The sequence below is a fragment of the Paramagnetospirillum magnetotacticum MS-1 genome, from assembly GCF_000829825.1.
GTDB lineage: Bacteria > Pseudomonadota > Alphaproteobacteria > Rhodospirillales > Magnetospirillaceae > Phaeospirillum > Phaeospirillum magnetotacticum.
In genome coordinates this window covers 114,056-132,928 of sequence record NZ_JXSL01000028.1, presented here as the reverse complement: position 1 = coordinate 132,928, position 18,873 = coordinate 114,056, and the positions used below count along the sequence as shown (strand labels likewise).

Sequence of the window (18,873 nt, the reverse complement as noted above, 5' to 3'; positions counted from 1 at the left end):
CTTATATTGTGATGCAGCAAGGAGACAGCGCATGACCTTTGTAGCACCGGCAGACGATCTCGGCACCCTACCCGAGTGGGATCTTTCCGACCTTTATCCCGCCCCCGATTCGCCCGAACTGGAGGCGGATCTTCAGGCGGCGGATTCCGCGGCCCAGGCCTTCGAGACCACCTATGCCGGGCGGCTGGCCGGATTGCCGGGCCCTGAGTTCGGGGCCGCCATCGCCGAGTGGGAGCGCATCGGCCAGATCATCTACCGCGCCATGTCCTATGCCCAGTTGCTGTATTCCGGCGATGTCTCCGATTCCGAGCGCGGCCGGTTCTATCAGGGCATGCAGGAACGGGTGACCGGCATCACGTCGCACACCTTGTTCTTCACCCTGGAGATCAACCGTCTCGACGATGCGGTGCTGGCCGAGAAGCTGAAGGCGCCCGCGGCGGCTCATTACGCCTCGTGGCTGCGCGATACCAGGATGTTCCGTCCGCACCAGCTTTCGGACGAAGCCGAGAAGATGCTGCACGAGCTGCATGTGGTGGGCACGGCGGCCTGGAACCGGCTGTTCGACGAGACCATGGCCCGGCTGCGCTTTCCCCTGGACGGCAAGGAAGTGACCTCGGCCGAGGTCCTCAATTGTCTCAGCGACAAGGATGGCGCCCGGCGCAAGGCGGCGGCCAAGTCGCTGGGCAAGGTTCTGGGCGACAATGCGCCGTTGTTCGCCCTGATCACCAATACCCTGGCCAAGGAAAAGGAGATCGAGGACAAGTGGCGCAACTACGCCCGGCCGCAATCCTTCCGCAATTTGTCCAATCAGGTGGAAGACGGGGTGGTCGATGCTTTGGTGGAGGCGGTGAAAGGCTGCTTCCCCCAATTGTCCCACCGCTATTACAAGCTGAAGGCCAAGTGGTTCGGAGTCGATGTGCTGGATTATTGGGACCGCAACGCGCCCCTGCCCGATGATGATGACCGCAAATATACCTGGGAACAGGCCCGCGACACGGTGCTGGGTGCCTATGGGGCCTTTTCCCCCGACATGGCGGCCTTGGGCAAGCGGTTCTTCGACAATAACTGGATCGACGCGCCCGTACGGCCCGGCAAGTCGCCCGGTGCCTTCGCCCATCCCACGGTTCCCGCCGTCCATCCCTATCTGCTGGTCAACTTTCTGGGCAAATCCCGCGACGTGATGACCCTGGCCCATGAGCTGGGCCACGGCGTGCATCAGGTTCTGGCCTCCGATAAGGGCCTGCTGATGTCGGACACGCCGCTGACCCTGGCCGAGACCGCCTCGGTCTTCGGCGAGATGCTGACCTTCCGCGCCATGCTCGCACGCGAAACCTCGCCCAAGAGCCGCCGCATCATGCTGGCCTCCAAGGTGGAGGACATGCTCAACACCGTGGTGCGCCAGGTGGCGTTCTATCAGTTCGAATCCCTGCTCCATGACGAGCGCCGCCGGGGCGAATTGTCGCCCGAGCGCATCGGCGAATTGTGGATGAGCGTTCAGGCCGACAGCCTGGGTCCGGCATTACGCTTTGATGACGAGTACCGGCACTTCTGGACCTATATCCCGCATTTCGTCCATTCGCCGTTCTACGTCTATGCCTATGCCTTCGGCGATTGCCTGGTGAACTCGCTCTATTCCGTCCACGCCAAGGGCGGGATTGCCGACTTCCCCGCCAAGTATCTGGATATGCTGAGGGCGGGCGGAACGCTCCGTCATCAGGATCTGCTGGCCCCCTTCGGCCTGGATGCGGGCGACCCGCAGTTCTGGCGTCAAGGACTGGACGTGGTCATCGGCTTCATCGACGAGTTGGAAGCCATGTAGACGAAACTCGGGCGGCTCCCCATATGGCAGTGGTCTGACCAGTGCCATATGGGAGAGCCGTCATGGATGAGACCCGTCGCCAGTTCCTGACCTTGGGGGCCGCGATCGCGGCCGGAGCCCTGGTTCCCGGTGCCGCCGGGGCCGCTGGCCCCATTCCCAATTCCGCCGCCGGGTCGTTGCGTCTGGTCACCTATTCGGCCGGTGGGGTCGCGCCGCGCATCGGCGCGGTCAAGCCGTCAGGCCGGGTGGTCGATCTGGGGGCGGCGGCCAAGACGCGCGGCATGGCCTTGGCCTTCGATCCCGCCAATATGATCTCGCTGATCAAGGCGGGTGATTTCGCTCTGGCCCAGGCCCGCCAACTGATGCAGGAAGGCCCCGAATCCGGCCCCCTGGTCAGCGAGGTGCGGCTGCTGGCCCCCATCCCCGAGCCGACCCGCAATATTTATGCGGTGGGCTGGAACTATCTCGAGCATTTCAAGGAAGGCGAGGCCATGCGCCTCAAATCCGCCGATCTGCCCGAGCATCCGGTGTTCTTCACCAAGGCGGTGGGCACCGTCAATGGCCCCTACGACCCCATTCCCTATGACGCGGCGGTATCGACCTCCATCGATTGGGAATGCGAATTGGCGGTGATCATCGGCAAGAAGGGCAAGAATATTTCCGAGGCCGATGCCATGAAGCATGTCTTCGGCTTTTGCGTCATCAACGACACCACGGCGCGTGACGTGCAGCAGAAAAAGCACGGCGGCCAGTGGTTCAAGGGCAAGAGCCTGGACGGCCATGGGCCGCTGGGGCCATGGATCATCCCGGCCTCCGACCTCGACCACACTCGCGTCCACCTGATCACCCGGGTCAACGGCGTGGTCAAGCAAGATGCCAGCACCGAGCAGATGTATTTCAAGGTGCCGCGCATCATCGCCGAACTCTCGGCGGGCTTGACGCTGGAGCCCGGCGACATCATCGCCACCGGTACGCCCCCCGGCGTGGGCGGGGCGCGCAAGCCGCCTGAATTCCTCAAACCCGGCGACGTGATGGAGACCGAGATCGTCGAGATCGGCCTTCTTCGGAATGTGATCGGGGGGTAGGGCGGGGGATCACCCCGCCATCCGCGCTTCCTCCAAGGTGGACAGTTCAGCGGCCAGGGTATCGAGCATGGCGACGACGCTGGCCGAGGCCTTGTTCATGTCGTCGATGGCCGCGAAGGCGGCGTCCAGATTGCCTTCGGCGGCGCAGGTCAGAGCCCGCTTGGCCGCCGTATGCACCTGTTCATGGGGAGTGATCAGGTTGGAATAGGCGGGCTTGGCCGAGATGGCGTTGTCTTTGATGGCGTCGTACCACTTGCCCAGGCGGCAGTTGTGGTGATCGGGAACGCCGTCGGCCTTGAGATCGGTGCGGCCCAGCACGCCGTCCAGGACCCGGCGCTTGAAGGCGATGTGATCGTTCTTGGCGATCTCCACCAAAAGGGCGCCCGAGCCGATATTGGCGTAATTGCCCACCTGGGAATCCAGATGCTGGCTCATGCGCCCCATGGCTTCGAGTACCTCGCCCAGCAGCTTGTTGTTGGCGTCGGTCAGGCTGACCACCTGGGTAGTGCCGTCTGACAAACGATGGGCGGTGTCCGATTGGCCGTCCAGTTCGCGGGAAATGGTGCTCATGCTGGTCTGGACCGAGCCCACCTGATCGGCGATGCCATGCAGGCGTTCGCCCAGGGCGCCCACCAGGGCGCGGCCCTCGGTGACCGCTCCGGTACTCTCGTCGATGGCGCCGACGATGGAACTCATCTCGCCTTGCAGTCCCTCGATGCGGTTGCGGATGTCCACGGTGGCTTTGGCGGTCTGGTTGGCGAGATTCTTGACCTCGCCCGCCACCACGGCGAAGCCTTTTCCCGCCTCGCCCGCGCGGGCGGCCTCGATGGTGGCGTTGAGCGCCAGCAGATTGGTCTGGCCCGCCACCAATTCGATGGCGGTGACGATCTCGCCGATCTGAGCCGAGGCCTCGGCCAAGCCCTGGACCTTGTTTCCGGCGGCGCTGACCGCAGTGACGATGCGTTCGAAGGCCGAGAGGGCCTCCTGGCTGGCGTCGAGGCCGGTCACCGCCGCTTCCCCGGCCTGTCCGGCATCCTGGGCGGCATGGGAGGAGTCGGCGTTGATGGCGTTGATGGAATTGCGCATATCGTCCACGGCGGCGGCCATGCGGGTGACCTCGGCGGTTGACATGTCAATCTCGCGCTTCATGCGTGACAGGGTGATCATGGCTTCGTTGCCCAGCATGGCGGCTTGAACCAGCGAGCGCAGCATGTCGCGCTGCATGACGAAGCGGTCGTGATCGGCCTTTCGCCGCGCCGCTTGGCGTTCGGAATCGGCGGCATCCAGGCGCTGGCGCGTTTCAGCCATTTCCCCCAGGACCTCGGCGACCTGACGGAACTCATCCCGGCGGTTGGGGCTGAGCTCCATGGTTCCGTCGCCTTGGCCGGAGCGCAGAAGGTCCACGTCATGATGCAGGGCCCTAAAGCCGGACGAGACGCTGCCGGTGATCAGGAGGCCCAGACCTCCCACCACCGCAAGGATGGCGGCCAGCATCACGCCGCGCCGCGCCAGTTCGGCCCTGAAGGCGGTATCCACGTCGTCGATATAGATGCCCGAGCCGATCAGCCAGCCCCAGGGGGCGAAGCCCTTGACATAGGACAGCTTCTGATAGGTCTCGGCGGTCGTCCCTCCGCCCTCCTTGGGCTTGGGCCAGTCATAGGTGACATAGCCATGCCCGGCCTTGTCCACCACGGTGACAAATGCGCCGAACAGGTTGACGTTGTTCACGGGCTCGAAGGGGCCGGAATTGCCAGCCCGCAGGGACGTGGCCTTGTTGAACTTGGGGTCGTCGAGGATCTTGCCGTCCAACTGGGGTGAGACCGGATGCATGACGATCCTGGGCACCGGCTTGCCCATATCGTTCATCCACAGATACTCGACCTTGTCGTAGCGCATCTTCTTGATGGCGGATGTGGCGGCGGTCTTGGCGTCGTTCTCGCTCATGCGGCCCTGGCGGGCCTCTTCGGCGTAGTGTTCCAGCACGCCGGATGCGGTTTCCACCACATGGCGCAGCTTGACTTCGCGCGCCGCCACCATCTCGTCCTTGAGCTGGATGGAATCGGCGACGAACACCGTGGCCAGCCCCGCCAGGGGCAGACCGCCCAGCAACCATAGACGGGTGGTGATCCGCAGCCCTGAAAGGGCGTCGAGCATTCCCATGATCTTTGTCTCCCCAAGGCGCATCCGGTTCGAGCCAGCGCGTCCGTCTCTATTTGCATCCAGCCTAATATGGGGGAGGGATGAGACTCAAGGATTACGACAATAGGTGGATCAGGGCTCGCCAGCGGCAAGCAGGGGGGCGCATTGTTCCGCCGCGATCCGGCAGGGCTCTAGGGCATTGATGACCAGTGCGGCGGCAAAGCCGTCGGTCTGAATACGCAGCGGAAGCAGGCTTTCGGGGTCGAGATGAACGATGTATTCGGCGCCGTCCCACGCCTTCTGGAAGCGCGGCTTGAACCCCGCCACAGGCCTCAGGACCATGGCAAGCTCGATGGTGTCGAAATCCCGGTCATGGATGCTGATCCGGCGGGCGCCCTTGACCTCCACACGGAAATCATAGGCGCGGCGCCCGTCATAACTGGCCAGATGAAAGGCCGTCGTCGTGCCCGCACTGACCGCCTGACGGGCCTTTCGTCCCAGGATCGCCAGATTGGTCAGCGGGTCGCCAACGCCGCGCCTGGCCTCGGGCGGAACGGTGGGGGCGGGCTCGTCCTCGGGGGGAGGGGCGAAGACCGCCAGAATCTCATCGCGCACCGTTGTGGCCTCGCCACCCGCGAAGGCCAGCACAAGCAACCTCTCCTGATAGCGGTTGCTGAACCGTGTCTGATAGCGCACGGACCCCAATTCGGTCCCGCCCGTTTCCCTGCCTCCACCCTCGGCGGCGAATCGCAGGTGCAAGAACTTGTCGAACAGGCCCACGGTGCGGATGGTCATGCCGGTCTGCACCGACTTATCCTTCGTCTCGGTGGTCACGGCCATGTCGCCCGCGTGAAATCCGCCCCACATGATCTCGTAGCGCCAGCCCAAAGGCTCGGCCCAGGCCGGACTAGCGAACAGAAGTCCTGCCAGGAAGATCGCACTACCCCAATGGGTGGTGCGCCCTCCCTCCGCTCTGCTACTCGGAAGATATAAAGGCCATTTTCGCCCTCGTCCCAGGCGGTCAAGTCGTGTAGGGGACGGGGTTATGTTGCGGTGCGGCATTGCGAGCTTGGGCTCCATGGGGCGGCAATCGGTTGGGATTCCTCCAAACGACTGATTTTCAAACATGATCGGGCTTGGCAAACCGCCGCCCAGAGGGCATTGTTTTTTCCAAAATTATAGCGCATGCGCGGCAACAAGCAGTAACTACGAACAACAGGAGAAGCCATGTCTCTGACCATTGGTATTCCAAGGGAAACGTTCCCCAACGAGAAGAGGGTGGCGAGCGTTCCCGATGTCGTCGAGAAGCTGATCAAGCTTGGCTTCTCCGTGGTGGTCGAGACCGGTGCCGGCGCGCTCGCCAATTTCGATGACGAATCCTATGTGGCCGCTGGCGCCTCCATCGCCAAGAGCGCCGCCGATCTTTGGGCCGCTTCGGGCCTGGTCTTCAAGGTCCGCCCGCCCACCCTGGACGAAGTGGCGCTGATCAAGGAAGGTACCACCCTGATCGGCTTCATCTGGCCCGCCCAGAATCCCGATCTGATGCAGGCCCTGGCGGCCCGTAAGATCACCGTTCTCGCCATGGACTGCGTGCCGCGCCAGCTTAGCCGCGCCCAGAAGATGGACGCGCTCTCCTCCATGGCCAATATCGCGGGCTACCGTGCCGTGGTCGAGGCCGCCAATCAGTTCGGCCGCTTCTTCACCGGCCAGATCACCGCCGCGGGCAAGGTTCCGCCAGCCAAGGTCTTCATCGCAGGAGCTGGCGTCGCCGGTCTTGCCGCCATCGGCACCGCGGTCAGCCTGGGCGCCATCGTGCGTGCCAACGATACCCGCGCCGAGGTGGCCGATCAGGTCAAGTCCATGGGCGCCGAATTCGTGCGCGTGGATTACGAGGAAGAGGGCTCGGGCGGCGGCGGCTATGCCAAGGTCATGAGCGAAGGCTTCCAGGCCGCCCAGCGCGAGATGTACGCGCAACAGGCGCGTGAGGTGGACATCATCATCACCACCGCGCTGATCCCCGGCAAGCCCGCTCCCCGGCTGATCACCGCCGAGATGGTCCAAAGCATGCGGGCCGGTTCGGTCATCGTCGACATGGCCGCCGAACAGGGCGGCAATTGCGAACTGACCGTGCCGGGCGAGGTCGTGGTGCGCCATGGCGTGACCATCGTCGGCTATACCGACCTGCCTTCGCGCCTTTCCAAGCAGGCCTCGACCCTCTACGCCACCAATCTGCAGCGCCTCACCGAGGAACTGTGCAAGACCAAGGACGGCATTATCGACGTCAATATGGGCGACGATGCCATTCGCGGTCTGACCGTCGTCAAGGACGGCGAGATCACCTGGCCGCCGCCGCCCCTGGTTCTGCCCGCGCCGCCCGCGCCCAAGGCAGCCGCCGCCGCGCCCGTGGCGGCCAAGAAGTCCGGCCATGGCCACGGGGCGGGCGAGCCCATGTCCCCGAAGTCCCTGGCCATCACCTTCGGCATCGGAGCCCTGGCCTTCTGGTTCGTGGGCGCCAACGCCCCCGAGGCCTTCCTGGGTCACTTCACCGTTTTCGTGCTGGCCTGTTTCGTGGGCTACATGGTGGTGTGGAACGTTACCCCCGCGCTGCATACCCCGCTGATGAGCGTCACCAACGCCATCTCGTCGATCATCGTCATCGGCGCCCTGGTCCAGATCTCTCCGCCCTTGGGCGAAGGGATTTCCAGGCCCGGTTTCTGGATCGGCTTGCTGGCGGTGATCAGCATCATTCTCACCTCGATCAACATGTTCGGTGGCTTTGCCGTCACCAAGCGCATGTTGGCGATGTTCCGTAAGTAAGGGGGGCACCATGTCCGCAAGTCTCGCCACCGTTTCCTATATCGGTGCCACCATCCTGTTCATCCTCAGCCTGGGCGGCCTCTCGAACCCCGAGACGTCGCGTCGCGGCAATGTGCTGGGCATGATCGGCATGGCGCTGGCCGTCATCGCCACCGTGTTCGGTCCCCAGGTCACCTGGGCCGGGGTGCCGTGGATCATCATCGCCATGGCCATCGGCGGTTCGGTCGGCCTTTATGCCGCCCGCACCGTGCAGATGACCCAGATGCCCGAACTGGTCGCCCTGATGCACTCCCTGGTGGGCCTCGCCGCCTGTCTGGTGGGCTTCGCCAGCTATATCGACACCGCGCATTCCTTCGTGGGCGCCGAGAAGACCATCCACGACGTGGAGATCTATATCGGCATTCTGATCGGCGCCGTGACCTTCTCGGGTTCGCTCATCGCCTTTGGCAAGCTGTCGGCCAAGATCGGCGGCAAGCCGCTGCTGCTGCCCGGCCGCCATCTGCTCAATCTGGCCGGTCTGCTGGTGGTGATCTGGGTGGGCAAGGGCTTCCTGAACGCCGAAAGCGTCGGCGGCGGCTTCTTCGCCCTGATCATCATGACCCTGATCGCGCTGGCCTTCGGCGTGCACATGGTGATGGCCATCGGCGGTGCCGACATGCCCGTGGTGGTTTCCATGCTGAACAGCTATTCGGGCTGGGCGGCGGCGGCCACGGGCTTCATGCTGAACAACGATCTCTTGATCGTCACCGGCGCCCTGGTGGGATCAAGCGGCGCCATCCTGTCCTACATCATGTGCCGGGCCATGAACCGCAACTTTATCAGCGTCATCGCTGGCGGCTTCGGCACCGGCGGCGGCACGGTGGCGGCGGCGGCTGACGGCCAGCCCGCGGGCGAGGTGATCCCGGTCAGCGCGACCGAGACCGCCGAGCTGCTGAAGGACGCCAAGAGCGTGATCATCGTTCCCGGCTATGGCATGGCGGTGGCCCAGGCCCAGCACACGGTCTACGAGATCACCAAGCATCTGCGCGAGAAGGGCGTCAATATCCGCTTCGGCATCCATCCGGTGGCGGGCCGCATGCCCGGCCATATGAACGTGCTGCTGGCCGAGGCCAAGGTGCCCTATGACATCGTCATGGAGATGGACGAGATCAACGACGACTTCCCCGAGACGGACGTCGCCATGGTCATCGGCGCCAACGACATCGTCAATCCGGCGGCGCAGGACGATCCCAACTCTCCCATCGCCGGTATGCCGGTTCTGGAAGTGTGGAAGGCCAAGACCTCCATCGTCATGAAGCGTTCCATGGCGTCCGGCTATGCCGGTGTGGACAATCCGCTGTTCTACAAGGAGAACAACCGGATGCTGTTCGGCGATGCGAAGAAGATGCTGGACGAGGTGCTGACCGCTCTCAAGGCGTAAGCACTTTCCGGCCTGCTATGACGGCGGCGGCTCCCGAAAGGGGGCCGCCGTCTGTCTTGCAGGGCGCCGCCCTGCACCCGCCAGGGACTTAGTCCCTGGACCCCGCGAATGCCAACATGCGTTGAGAAAAACTCATCACATGTTGGATAGGTACTGCTGCGCCGCTCCCAATAAGCCAAAGGGATCAAAGGGCCCAAGGCCCTTTGCGGGCGTGGGCAGAGCCCACAAGTAGCCGAGCCGTTACGCCCGCTCCACGGCGGCCAGGAAGCGCTGGACCGAACCGTTGAGGCTGTCCGACTGGCGGCACAGCGCTTCGACGGCGCCCAGGACGTCGATGGCGGTCTTGCCGGTCTCGCCCGCTTCGGCGGTAACGTCGGTCACATGGCGCGAGACTTCGCGAGTGCCGGTGGCCGCCTCGGCCACGTTGCGGGCGATGTCGCGGGTGGTGGCTTCCTGCTCCTCCACGGCGGCCGCGATGGCGGCCGAGACCTGATTGATGCGCTCGATGATGCCGCCGATGCCCTGGATGGCCGCGACCGCCTGATCGGTGGCGCCTTGCACGGCGGCGACCTGTTCGGTGATCTGACTGGTGGCCTTGGCGGTCTGGGTGGCGAGGTGCTTCACCTCATTGGCCACCACGGCAAAGCCTTTTCCCGCCTCGCCCGCGCGGGCGGCCTCGATGGTGGCGTTGAGCGCCAGGAGATTGGTCTGGCCAGCGATATCGCCGATCATGGTGACCACTTCACCGATATTGCGGGCCGCGTCGGCCAGGCCGTGAACCAGGGTGTCGGCGCGCTCGGCCTCGGCCACGGCGTCCTGGGAAACCTGGGCCGAGGTGGCGACCTGGCGGCTGATCTCGTTGATGGAGGCGGCCAGTTCCTCGGCCGCACCCGCCACGGTCTGGACGTTGAGGCTGGCCTCCTCGGCGGCGGTGGCGACCGCGGCGGTATGGCCCTCCATGCTTTCGGCGGTATCGCCCAGGGTATGGGCGGAATGGTCCAAAAGCCGCGTGGCTTCGCCCACGGCGTTCAGGGCCCCGGAAACCTCCTGGCGGAACGTCAGCGTCAGTTGCTCGATGGCGTGGCGGCGGAGTTCCTTGGCCTCTTGCTCGTGCTTCTGCTCGGTGGTCAGGGACTGGGCCAGGATGTGGTTGTTGCGGAACACCTCGACGGCGCGGGCCATCTCGCCCTGTTCGGTCTGAAGATTCAGTCCCTCGATGGCGATGTCGGTGTCGCCCTTGGCCAGGCGGCTCATGACGTCGGTGATGTCGCGGATGGGGCCGGTGATGCCCTTGGTCAGAATAACGGCGGCGGCGAAGGTGATGCCTAGGCCGACGATCACCGCGATGATCTGTGCCCACAGGAACAGCCGGGCATTGGTGCTGGTCTTGGTCACCGAATCCAGAAGATCGGCGGAGATGCGGTCTTCGACCACTTTGAGAAGATCGATGCGCTTGGTGGTGGCGTCGAACCATTTGGGGGCGGGGATGCCCTCGCCGCCGGACAGAGCCTTGGCATGTGCGGATTCGCGCATGGCATTGACCTCGGCGACGATGGGGGCGTTCATGGTGTCGTGGAAGAACGTCACCAGCTCGGGCGGAGCGGTACGGATGAAATGGGCGAACAGCATTTCCTGATCGGCGATCAGCGATACCAGCCTGCGGTAGATTTCGGGTTCGAAGCTGCTGGCGAAGCCGATGGCGCCGGTGGCGCGTTCCTGACCGGCGCGTTCCTTGGCCTCCATGAAGGCGAGATAGGCGCTGACCGCCTCGGTGGCCTTCTTGTCGGGGGTGAGGCGCGCCATGCGGCCCAACATGTCCAGCTGAGCCTTGATCAGGTCGGTATAGGCATGGAACAGGTCGTCGCGGCCGATGGCCTTGGAATCGATTCCGGCGCGCAGACGGGCCCGGCCCGCCAGGGCTTCGCGGGCATGGGCGACGCTGGCGGCGAATTCGCCTCCGAAGGCGGCGGCCTCGGCTTCCTCTTCCTCGAAGCGTTTGGCGGCCGCGTCGGACAGCTTGCGCTGGGCCGTGACCCGGTCGGCGAATTGGGTGCCGCCGCTGGCTACATAGAGAGACGTGGTCCCGCGTTCCTTTTGCAGTTCATGGACGAGGGAGCTGGCGCTGTTGGCCAGGGTGGCCATGCGGATCAGGCCGCTGGTGTCGGAAACCACCATCGCCCGCAGGACGATGACATAGCCTGAAAAAGCGACCAGACCGAAAACCGGCAGGAGGAAGGCCAAAAGGATTCGTCGCCCAATCGTAAGATTACGCAGCAACTCCATGGCAAATTCCCCCCCAATTCACTGCCCCCGTTTCGCCGTTCAAGGTAATGGCCCGCGTCCCCATGGGCAAGTTGCTATTATGGCTATATCAAAGACCGAAAAGCGCCATGACACAGGGTCATGGCGCCAGCGATGGCGTCGCTAAAATTTTCAGTCCGGCCGCCCCAGAAGTACGGAGTAGCCGAATAAGCCTTAGAAGCCTTCGCGCTCCAGGCGCTTGCGCTCCAGCTTGCGGGCGCGGCGCACGGCCTCGGCCTTTTCGCGGGCACGGCGTTCAGACGGCTTCTCGTAGTTCCTACGAAGCTTCATCTCACGGAAGACCCCCTCGCGCTGCATCTTCTTCTTGAGCGCCTTCAGGGCCTGATCGACATTGTTGTCACGAACGAGAACTTGCACGTTGCGCCACCGCTCCTCTACGCTTGAAAACCCTCCCGACGCACGACATCGCTGCCGTCCGGGGAGGTGGGTTGATAGCACAGTGCCACCCCCTTGTGAAGGGGTTTGGCCGCGTTCTATAACGCATAAGTGAATTTTGTCCGCCGCCTTGAGGAGGAACTGGAATGGAATCGCGTCCGATCAAGGATGCTGTGGTCACCGCCATGCTGCCCCATGCCGCCTTTGACGGCTGGTCGCGCCGGACCCTGGCGGCTGCGGCGGCCGAGTTGGACCTGGATCCGGCCGTGACGGAAAGGCTGTTTCCTCGGGGCGCCATCGATGCCGTGGCCCATCTGGTGGATCAGGCCAATGGCGTCATGGAGGCTGATCTGGTGGAAAAGGGCCTGGATGGGCGCGGAGTGGGGGAGAAGGTCTTTCTGGCGGTGAAGCTGCGGCTCGACCGCTGGGCCGATCATCGCGAAGCCATCCGCCGCGCGACCTCGCTGCTGGCCCTGCCGCAAAATCTCGCCCTGGCGGCGCGTTTGACCTGGGGCACCGCCGATGCCATCTGGCTGGCGGTGGGCGACCGGTCCCACGATTTCTCGTGGTACACCAAACGCGCCTCCCTGGCGGCGGTTTATTCCGCCACATTGCTGTACTGGCTGGATGACGAGTCGGAGGGCTCGGCCGATAGCTGGGGCTTCCTGCGCCGCCGTCTCGACGATCTGCGCTCGCTTCCCCAACTCCGGCAGAGGCTCGAAGGGCTGTTGGGCGGCCGCAAGACCGCCCTCATGCAGCGCTTCCGGGGCGTGATGCCCCCGGCCTGACGATCAGGCCACCGTGTCGATCAGATTGCCCGAGAGCAGCTTGTTCAGATAGGACGCCGTCTCGCTGGAATCGGCGTTGTCCTTGGTCAGAGCCTTGAGGATCGATTGCAAGGATTCGGCGCTGGACGTCTTTGCCTGGCCGTAGGTGGTCGAGGTGGAGGTGGAGCCGTCGCCATACTTGGTGGTGGTGGTCTTGGTGCCGTCCGCCGAGGTGGTGGTGGTCACCGAGACAACGGTGTCGGACGAGCCGCTGGAACTGCTGTCGGCCGATCCGCCGCCGCCGCCGCCGCCGCCAGCAGGCGGGGCGCCGCCACCGGCAGGCGGTCCGCCGGACGGGGCCGCCGCCGAGAAGCCCGAGGAAAATTGGTCCTGGGTCAGGCCGCTGCTCGCGTCGCCACCGCTCTTTTCCGCGATCTTCTGATACAGCTGCTTGGCCTGATCCTCGCTGACATTGTCGGGTCGGCCCGAGACGAATTCGTCCTCGGTCAGCTTGCCGTCGTTATTGCTGTCGAGCTTGGAGAATAGTTTCGAGGCGTCGGGGCCGCCCTGGCCGCCTTGGTCGCCGCCAGCGCTGCCCGATTGCTTGATCTGGCTTTCGAACTCATCGAGGGCCTTGATTACCGTATCGGCCTGCTCCTGGGTCAGTGAACCGGAAGACACGTCTTCCTTCAGCTTGGCCTCGATGGCGCTGCGCATATCGGTGGGATTGGTGGAGGAGCCGGACGATTTCTGGGACTGGAAGACGGAACTGATTTCCGATTCCACCTGGGACGCCACATCGGACGTCAGACCATTCTTCTTCAGATCGTTCAGCAGCAGGGACTGGATGGAGGATTGACCTCCCACGGAGGCAACAGACATGGCCGATCTCCTTCTGAGACAGTTGTTCTGATCTGTTGAACGCTTGGGGCGCGTCATTGCCTGCGAAAAAAATCATCCCCATGCCGAAGGGGGGCGGCATGGGGATGTCGAAGGCCTTGATCACGCCGCCAGGCTGGTATTGGCGGTGCTGAGCAGGTTGGCCTTCTGGTAGGAGCCGATGGCTTTGAGCAATTCCTGCAGCAACTGGTCGTTGCTGGAGGATTGTGTCGTCGTCGTGGACTGGGTGGACGACGTCTGCTGAGCGCTATCGGGCGGCCCAGCCTTCTTCATGCCCTCGGCCAACTGGTCCTGGCTGAGGCCGGAGGCGGAATCCGCACCGGAGGCCGAGGCGATCTTGTCGTAGAAGGCGCTGGCCTGATCCTCGCTGACATCGTCGGGGCGTCCGGCCGTAAACTCCGAACGGCTGACCGTGCCGTCGCCGTCCTTGTCCAGGTCCTTGAACATCTTCGCGCTGTCGGGACCGCCCTGGGTCGATTGGGAACTGGAGGTTCCCTGGAGAAGGGACAGAATCTGATTGATCAACTGATCGACGCTGGACGAGGTTTCGCTGGAGGATTCTGTCGATGAACTGGCATCCGGCGGCCCCATGGATTTCAGGCCGCTGGCCAACTGGTCCTGACTGAGGCCCGAGGCGGAATCGGCCCCGGCGGCCGAGGCGATCTTATCGAAGAAGGCTCCGGCTTCGTCTTCACTGGCATTCTTGGGTCGTCCAGCGACGAATTCCTCGCGGGTGACGGTGCCGTTGGAATCCGTATCCAGAGTCTTGAACATTTCGGCGGAATCGGGTGGGCCGCCTTGACCGCCATGCTCTTCCTGACCGCCCTGCTGGGCTTCCTGGTTTTGCAACAGAACCGATTGCATGGCCGACGCCATCTGCTGGAAGGCGGAGGTGAGATCGCTCTGGCTGAGCGATCCGCTGCCCGACGAGTTCAGCTTGTCGAACAGCGACCCGGCCTGATCATCGCTGACATCGTCCGGCTTTCCGGCGATGAACTCGGTGCGACTAACCGAGTTGTCCGAGTTCGTGTCGAGCTTCTTGAATATTGAACTTATGTTCTGCGTGGATCCTGATGCGGATGCGCCTAGTCCGTGTAGCATGATGACTCTCCATCTGTCTTAAGATGATCGGATTTTATTTCCGGTCGAGTCGTTCCACGGTTCGGTCTATGCTTTACATGTGCGGAAAAATGAAAATTATTTCTTATGTTTTTCTTGAAAATAGCTTCCGCACCACGCTATTTCTATGTGGTGTCGTAAAAGCCTTGCTATCCTTGCCCCTGCAAGGCTGAGGCCAAGATTCTGTGTCGTTATAACCCGTTGATTCGGTGGGAAATGGGTATCATTCTTCCGTCATTGCGTCCGATGGTCCCGGCAATTTCTGCCCTGGCTCCCGGCAGAAATTGCCGGGTGGGCGCATGATTTTCCGCATGGATCGCCTGTTCCGCTCCGTTCAATCCAAGGATGATGCTTGGCAGGGAGGCGGTTTGGATCAGGGTGGGCGGCAGCCTTCGCAGATGGAGGCGGCCAGCGACGACGATCTGTTGCGGGCCATCGGCCAGGGCGACCGCCGGAGCTTCCAGCGGCTGATGGAACGTCACGTCCGCGCCATGCTTGCCCTGTCCACCCGCGTGTTGCGCAATCCCGCCGATGCCGACGAGGTCGTACAGGAGGCGTTCTTGAAGGTTTGGACTCTGGCTTCCGGGTGGCAATCGGACCGCGAGGCCAAGTTTTCGACCTGGCTTTACCGGGTGGTGCTGAACGCCAGCCTGGACCGTCTGCGCCGCGTCCGCTTCGTGGCGGTGGAGGAGGCGGGAGACCCGGCCGATCCTTCGCCGGGCGGTCTTGACCGTGTGGTGGCGCGCCAGCGCGAACGCCTGGTTTCCACCGCCATGGCCGAGATGCCCGCCAGACAGCGCCAGGCGTTGTCGCTATACTATTTCAGCGATCTGACCGCCCCGGAGGCGGCGCGGGTCCTGGATTTGTCGCTGAGCGCCATGGAGGCCCTGCTGGTGCGGGGCAAGCGCAGCCTGAAGACCGCCCTTGCCCGTCTGGGGATCCGGGGTATTGGAGATGTGACATGAGTGCCGATGAACTTGACGAAATTGTCGCCAAGCTGGTCCCGCCGGTGGAAGTGGCGCCCGAGCGCGCCGCCCACGTCATGGATCGGGTGATGGCCCGTCTGGACGATCCGCGTCCCGCCGCCGCATCCTTCTCGGGATTGACGGGGTGGCTGGCCGGGCTGGTGCCGGTGTCGCGCTTCGCGTTGCCCATGGCCGCCGCCGCCCTGCTCGGCATCGTGGTCGGGCAGGGGCTGCGTCCCTCTTCCGACGTGGTCGTCCTGGACCATGTTTTGACGGCAACCTCTTACGCGGGGCTGGGATATTGATGGGGCGCGAGATTTTATCCCGTTGGGCCTTGCCGGTGTCCCTGGCTCTCAATGTCTTCTTGGGGACGGTGCTGTTCATGCGCGAACCGGGCTTTCCTCCGGGGCCGCCCGGTGGCCCCAAAGGCCCGCCGCCCAGCCCGCTGCATCTGGCCGAACGTTTGGCCGCCGATCTGCCGCCCGCCGATGCCGCCATTCTGCGCGGCGTGATCCAGGGGCGTACCCAGGAGGTGGACGCACAATGGCGTGTATGGGGTGGCATGCCCGAACGTGTTACTGCGCTGCTGGCCGCTCCCAATTTGGATGCCGAGGCCCTGCGGGCCGTGCTGGCCGAGGGGCGCCAGGCCCATCGCGCCGTGGACGATGTCATCGCCGACGTCATCGTCGAGGCGGCATCGGCCATGTCGCCGGAAAGCCGCCAGGCCATCGCCCGCTGGCGTCCGCCCCATCCGCCCAAGGGCGGCCCGCCTCCTCAGCCGCCGCCGCCATAATCAGAATCTCTCAGGTTGCCAGTCTGGGCGGAGTTCCTTACAAAGGGCGCCTCCATTCAGCCTTAGGGGAACAGCCATGCGGGCCGAGATCGAGGCACTCGCCCAGGATATCCGGCGGTCGGCCGCTCTGTTGAAGCGTCATCTCAATTGGGACGAGGCCTTGATGCGGCTCGACGAGCTGAACGCCTCGGCCGAGAATCCCGATCTGTGGAATGATGCCGGGGCCGCGCAGAAGATCATGCGCGAGCGCAATGACCTGGACAGCGCCATCCAGGGCTGCCGCGCCTTGGAGCGCGAACTGGCCGATCTGATCGAGCTGATCGAACTGGGCGAGATGGAAGGCGACCAGACGGTCATCGACGACGCCGAGGAGCAGATCCGCGCCGTCAAGGAGCGCGCCGCCAAGATGGAGCTGGAAACCCTGCTCTCGGGCGAGGCCGACCACAACGACTGCTACATGGAAATCAATGCTGGCGCTGGCGGCACCGAGTCCCAGGACTGGGCCGAAATGCTGCTGCGCATGTATACCCGCTGGGCCGAGAAGCACGGCTATAAGGTGGAATGGCTGGAAGAAAGCTCGGGCGAGCAGGCGGGCATCAAGTCGGCCACCATCCGCATCCTCGGCCATAACGCCTATGGCTGGCTGAAGACCGAAAGCGGCGTCCACCGGCTGGTGCGCATTTCGCCCTATGACAGCGCGGCGCGCCGCCATACCAGCTTTTCCTCGGCCTGGGTTTACCCGGTGATCGACGATTCCATCGATATCCAGATCAATGAGAGCGAGTGCCGCATCGACACCTACCGTGCCTCGGGCGCGGGCGGCCAGCACATCAACAAGACCGATTCGGCGGTCCGCATCACCCATATCCCCACCGGCATCGCCGTGGCCTGCCAGATGGAGCGTTCGCAGCACCAGAATCGGGCGCGGGCCTGGGACATGCTGCGCGCACGCCTTTACGAGGCCGAGCTGCAAAAACGCGAAGCCGCCGCCCAGGCTTTGGAAGACCAGAAGACCGATATCGGCTGGGGCCACCAGATCCGCTCCTATGTGTTGCAGCCCTACCAGATGGTCAAGGATCTGCGCACCAATGTGGAGACTTCGGATACCCAGGGCGTTCTCGACGGCGATCTTGACATGTTCATGGCCGCATCCCTGGCCGCCCGCGTCCAGGGCGATGTTTCCCAAGGTTAAATTTTTGTAGCCGGTTTGCTTTCCGCCCAGGCCGCCCTATAACATGGGGGAGATTCCTTGGGAGGAACGAGATGAGGCATGTGGTGATTTCGGCCGTGCTGGTCCTGGTGCTGGCCCTGGCCGGTGCGGGTGACGCTTTGGCCAAGGCGGGCAGCACGTCCAAGTCCAGTGGCGGCAGCTTCGGCTCGCGCGGGTCGCGGACCTATGACGCGCCAATGGAGCGCACCCTGGCTCCGCCCCCCGTCCAGACCAAACCTGCCGGTCCGCCGCCCGTGCCCCAGGCCGCGCCGCGCCCCGGCGCGGTGGACGCGGCCCCGCTGGCTCCGGCCGGAGCCATGAATTCCGGCCTGCGTCCGGCCTCGCCCATGGGCGCTCCCATGGGGGCCCAGCCCGGCTTCTTCCAGCGCAATCCCTTCATGGCCGGTCTGGCCGGTGGTCTGGTGGGCGCCGGGATCGGCTCCATGCTGTTTGGCCATTCCCCGGCCCTGGCCGCGGCTTCCGATGTGGCGCCCGGTGCCAGCTTCCTGGGGCTTCTGCTCCAACTGGCGATCATCGGCGGGCTGGTCTGGCTGGCTTTCCGTCTGTTCCGCTCGCGGACCCAGCCTGCGGTTCCGGCGGGCAACCCCTATATGCGCGACACCCATGGCGAACATGTGGAGCCCATGATCTCCGGCGCTCCGCCCCTGGCCCGAATCGAGAAGGAATTCGACCCGTCGGGCAATGATCAGGAGGCCTTCACGGAAATCCTGTTGGGGGTGCAACAGGCGTGGAGCGACGGCAATCTTCTGAGCCTCAAGCGCTTCGCCACGCCCGAAGTGGTCTCTTTCCTGTCCGAGGATATGAGCCGCAACGCCAGTGAGGGCATCGCCAACAAGGTGGAGAACGTCACCTTGCTGAAGGGCGATGTCAGCGAGTCGTGGAGCGAGGGCGGGTTCGACTATCTGACCGCCATTCTCACCTTCTCGTGCAACGATTATATGGTGCGCCTGGACACGGGCGCGGTGGCCGAGGGCAATCCGCGCGCCACCGTGACCCACACCGAGGCCTGGACCTTCATGCGCAGCACCAATGGCGGGCGCTGGCTGCTCTCTGCGGTGCAGCAGGTGCAATAGCGCTTGAGACAAGGAAAAGCCCTCGGCCGCGCGGCCGAGGGCTTTTTT

General features: G+C 64.1%; 16 protein-coding genes. 10 read left to right on the top strand and 6 right to left on the bottom strand.

Going from position 1 to position 18,873, the window contains the following annotated elements; translation table 11 throughout:
- Positions 1-31: 31 nt before the first annotated feature.
- Entirely contained in the window at positions 32-1,819 is a 1,788-nt protein-coding gene (locus tag CCC_RS12200) for a M3 family oligoendopeptidase (RefSeq protein ID WP_009868063.1), read from the top strand.
- Between the two features lie 62 nt (positions 1,820-1,881).
- Positions 1,882-2,904: a fumarylacetoacetate hydrolase family protein gene (locus CCC_RS12195; RefSeq protein WP_009868061.1), complete on the top strand. Its 1,023-nt coding sequence runs from the start codon at positions 1,882-1,884 to the stop codon at positions 2,902-2,904.
- A 9-nt stretch (positions 2,905-2,913) separates the two neighbouring features.
- Here CCC_RS12195 and CCC_RS12190 read toward each other — a convergent pair whose 3' ends face one another.
- Together CCC_RS12190 and CCC_RS12185 are read right to left on the bottom strand one after the other, a co-directional pair.
- A complete protein-coding gene (locus CCC_RS12190; RefSeq protein ID WP_041041616.1) occupies positions 2,914-5,064 on the bottom strand; it encodes a methyl-accepting chemotaxis protein in 2,151 nt (716 codons plus the stop codon).
- 111 nt (positions 5,065-5,175) lie between these two features.
- Complete coding sequence (locus CCC_RS12185) at positions 5,176-5,961, bottom strand: DUF3108 domain-containing protein (protein ID WP_269078882.1); 786 nt, start codon at positions 5,959-5,961, stop codon at positions 5,176-5,178.
- Between the two features lie 309 nt (positions 5,962-6,270).
- Here CCC_RS12185 and CCC_RS12180 point away from each other — a divergent pair, with 309 nt between their 5' ends.
- The gene (locus CCC_RS12180) at positions 6,271-7,860 is read left to right on the top strand and encodes a Re/Si-specific NAD(P)(+) transhydrogenase subunit alpha (protein WP_041041614.1); all 1,590 of its coding nucleotides are present in this window, start codon (positions 6,271-6,273) and stop codon (positions 7,858-7,860) included.
- A 10-nt stretch (positions 7,861-7,870) separates the two neighbouring features.
- Positions 7,871-9,280: a Re/Si-specific NAD(P)(+) transhydrogenase subunit beta gene (pntB, locus tag CCC_RS12175; RefSeq protein WP_041041612.1), complete on the top strand. Its 1,410-nt coding sequence runs from the start codon at positions 7,871-7,873 to the stop codon at positions 9,278-9,280.
- A 240-nt stretch (positions 9,281-9,520) separates the two neighbouring features.
- Here the strand turns inward: pntB and CCC_RS12170 are convergent, their stop codons facing one another.
- Positions 9,521-11,563: a methyl-accepting chemotaxis protein gene (locus CCC_RS12170; protein WP_041041610.1), complete on the bottom strand. Its 2,043-nt coding sequence runs from the start codon at positions 11,561-11,563 to the stop codon at positions 9,521-9,523.
- 192 nt (positions 11,564-11,755) lie between these two features.
- Complete coding sequence (rpsU, locus tag CCC_RS12165) at positions 11,756-11,959, bottom strand: 30S ribosomal protein S21 (protein WP_002726599.1); 204 nt, start codon at positions 11,957-11,959, stop codon at positions 11,756-11,758.
- 164 nt (positions 11,960-12,123) lie between these two features.
- On the opposite strand from rpsU, the gene CCC_RS12160 reads away from it, so the two are divergent.
- Positions 12,124-12,765, top strand: coding sequence for a COQ9 family protein (locus CCC_RS12160; protein WP_009869391.1), 642 nt, complete (start codon positions 12,124-12,126; stop codon positions 12,763-12,765).
- Between the two features lie 3 nt (positions 12,766-12,768).
- Here the strand turns inward: CCC_RS12160 and CCC_RS12155 are convergent, their stop codons facing one another.
- Entirely contained in the window at positions 12,769-13,626 is an 858-nt protein-coding gene (locus CCC_RS12155; protein WP_041041607.1) for an EF-hand domain-containing protein, read from the bottom strand.
- A 120-nt stretch (positions 13,627-13,746) separates the two neighbouring features.
- A complete protein-coding gene (locus tag CCC_RS12150) occupies positions 13,747-14,745 on the bottom strand; it encodes an EF-hand domain-containing protein (RefSeq protein ID WP_152619765.1) in 999 nt (332 codons plus the stop codon).
- Positions 14,746-15,062: 317 nt separating this feature from the next.
- Between CCC_RS12150 and CCC_RS12145 the strand changes: the two genes are divergently transcribed.
- The 5 genes from CCC_RS12145 to CCC_RS12125 all read left to right on the top strand — a co-directional run bounded on the left by CCC_RS12145 (position 15,063) and on the right by CCC_RS12125 (position 18,825).
- Positions 15,063-15,728 carry an RNA polymerase sigma factor gene (locus tag CCC_RS12145; protein ID WP_009869394.1) on the top strand — a complete coding sequence of 222 codons (666 nt, stop codon included), beginning with the start codon at positions 15,063-15,065 and terminating at the stop codon, positions 15,726-15,728.
- On the top strand, positions 15,725-16,033 hold the full coding sequence (locus tag CCC_RS12140; protein ID WP_009869395.1) for a hypothetical protein: 309 nt from the start codon (positions 15,725-15,727) through the stop codon (positions 16,031-16,033). The genes CCC_RS12145 and CCC_RS12140 overlap by 4 nt, the downstream gene beginning before the upstream one ends.
- Positions 16,033-16,521, top strand: coding sequence for a periplasmic heavy metal sensor (locus CCC_RS12135; protein WP_009869396.1), 489 nt, complete (start codon positions 16,033-16,035; stop codon positions 16,519-16,521). The genes CCC_RS12140 and CCC_RS12135 overlap by 1 nt, the downstream gene beginning before the upstream one ends.
- 76 nt (positions 16,522-16,597) lie before the next feature.
- On the top strand, positions 16,598-17,713 hold the full coding sequence (prfB, locus tag CCC_RS12130; RefSeq protein ID WP_009869397.1) for a peptide chain release factor 2: 1,116 nt from the start codon (positions 16,598-16,600) through the stop codon (positions 17,711-17,713).
- A 71-nt stretch (positions 17,714-17,784) separates the two neighbouring features.
- The gene (locus tag CCC_RS12125; RefSeq protein WP_041041605.1) at positions 17,785-18,825 is read left to right on the top strand and encodes a Tim44 domain-containing protein; all 1,041 of its coding nucleotides are present in this window, start codon (positions 17,785-17,787) and stop codon (positions 18,823-18,825) included.
- Positions 18,826-18,873: the final 48 nt, after the last annotated feature.